Source organism: Microcoleus sp., from assembly GCF_049646505.1.
Lineage (GTDB): Bacteria > Cyanobacteriota > Cyanobacteriia > Cyanobacteriales > Microcoleaceae > Microcoleus.
Genome location: NZ_JBARVX010000376.1, coordinates 1 through 2,269, shown reverse-complemented (window position 1 = coordinate 2,269; position 2,269 = coordinate 1). Strand labels below are relative to the sequence as shown.

General features: G+C 48.0%; 2 protein-coding genes. Both read right to left on the bottom strand.

Annotated elements, in window-relative coordinates:
- Positions 1 to 101 precede the first annotated feature (101 nt).
- Positions 102 to 1,451 (bottom strand): glycosyltransferase, encoded by a 1,350-nt coding sequence (locus WBA89_RS18920; protein WP_424408748.1) that lies wholly within the window; start codon positions 1,449 to 1,451, stop codon positions 102 to 104.
- A gap of 341 nt (positions 1,452 to 1,792) precedes the next feature.
- The coding region (locus WBA89_RS18915) for a glycosyltransferase (RefSeq protein WP_424408747.1) at positions 1,793 to 2,269 on the bottom strand (477 nt) is incomplete at its 5' end.

Here is a 2,269-nt window from a genome sequence, read left to right as displayed (position 1 = left end):
GCCCTATGCCCTATGCCCTATGCCCGATGCCCGATAGTACCTCCTATGAGAGCTCGAAAGGCTATATATTCTATTATTTATATAATCTGATTGTGTCATTTTTAGGCAGAATTTTCCAGCTTTTTCTTGTCCAATACTGTAAACAACTGTAGATGTTGAAGTAGGGTGTTGTCAACTAAGCTAGGCTCAGAATGAGCAGCAGTTTTGGGCATACCGTTAAGGGCGATCGCCCGAGCCAGGGTTTCGGCAAACTCAAGCGCCAGAATCGATCGCAAGTGAGCACCCCGCAGTGGCTCTACACCGAATTTGGGAGTGACGCGGCCGATCGGCAGTTCACCGTAACGCAGATAAATGCCATCGGGTTTTTTCTCATCAATAATTCGTTCTGCTGCTTCCCAACCTTCCTGCAAATCGATTTCAATTTCATGTCTGTCCAAATCGCCGCTAGCCGTTCCTTCTTGCATAAAACTAGAAAGGGCAGATCGACTTTTCAACTCATCGATAACACCCCGCAAGTACGAGTAAGCCAGTAGTTTAGTCTGCAACCACCGCCAAGTTCCCCGCATCCCCATGTATTGAAGCCAGTCAAGGGATTTTCTCAGTCCGACAGCCAGCAAATCCAAGGCGGCAGGCCAGAAAAATACGATCGCGACCAAAATTTTATTTACCAGAGAATCAGGAGTTTCGTAGTCTTTGATGTGCAGCGTCGGTCTCATTTCCGGATGCCGCTGACCGATCAAAACATCCGATCGCCCTTCCTGACGAGCGCGGCGAAAAGAGCGATCGAGATTGTTAGTTTCATGTTCGTAATGATAGCCCACCGCATCAGCCGCTACAGCAAAAGGTACATCAGCTTTCAGCAAACGCACCCCAAACTCGTAATCTTCCCCGCCACAATTCCCGAAAGCCGAATCGAAGCCATCAAGACGAGCAAACAGTTTTGTATCAATAGAAAGGTTGCCGCTGAGCAAATCTTGATAAGTAAATCGGTGAGTCGGCTGGCTCATCTGATAAAACTTTTCCTCCCACCACGAGCGCACTTCTACGCCAAAAAATCTAGTTTCTCCCTGCAACTTTGGCGGATAAGGGCCCATGACAGCACAGCCCGGACGTTCTCGGTGAACCCGCGCGTGGCTTTCCACCAAAGAAGGCAGCGCTTCGATATCGTCATCGAGAAACAGCAGCAATTCCCCGCTAGCCGAAGCCGCTCCCGTATTGCGAGCGATGGCAGCACTCCGGCAATTTACGTCAACAACCTGCAATTTAAACGGAGCTTTGTAGTCTTGCAGCATTGCCAAAGTATCGTCAATGCAGCTATCTGCAACTACAATAACTTCCATGAGATCGATCGGATAAGTCTGTGATTGCAGAGCATCAAGAGCCCGCCGCAGCGAACCACTTCGATTGTGAGTCGGAATAATTACGCTAACTGTTATATTTTCTCTATTCATATTGAGTTGGTAATTTGGCATTAGTTGTTAGTTGTTAGTTGTTAGTTGTTAGTTGTTGGTTGTTGGTTGTTATAGCAATCCTAAATCATTTTTGAATTTCTTACTCCCTCCCCTTGCCAAGGGGAGGGTTGGGGTGGGGTAAAAAGTTTACGACTCCTGCAAGGATTGCTTTAGTTGTTAGTTGTTAGTCAGAAGGAATAAGAAAGAGAAAAAAACAGTTTTCCGTGTATGCGTGACTTCCCTGTTATGAATAAAGATAATTGGTAATTGCTAATTTAAAACACTCTTCCCTCCGACTAATGACAACTGACAACTGACAACTGACAACTAACTACTAACTACTAACTACTGACTACTGACTTCTTCCCTTTAACTTCCTGCAACCACTTCCGAGAAGCAAAATAAGCCATCGGCCCGCTGACACAGCCCCGCAGTTGAGCCAACAGCAAATCCCTCGGAATCGCATCCGGCTGCTGCCGCAAAGAAGCCACTAATTCAGGAATTTGTTTGTGTAGCAGCCATCCCAAAGCTAACCGAGGCACGCTGAATTCTCTGTTGATGACAAACATCCGCGTCCAGAAAGCATAAACTCCGATGCCGTAGCCGTGCAGCGTTTTTTGCAATTCTTCCCAAGTGCGCCGGTGGCGGTGCCAGCTCAAGGCCCTGGGCTCGTAGACGATGCAGTAGCCCGATCGCAAAATCCGCGCAAACAGTTCGCAGTCTTCGCCGCCCACCGTGGGCGTTCCCGCCCCCAAAACTTCGTCAAACACGCCAATAAAGTCGATCGAGCTTTTCCGCAAAGCCATGCTCGCCGAAAC

Bases quoted from the DNA above. Each gene is read 5' to 3' on its own strand.
- WBA89_RS18920 (WP_424408748.1), bottom strand. From the start codon at position 1,451: ATGAATAGAGAAAATATAACAGTTAGCGTAATTATTCCGACTCACAAT.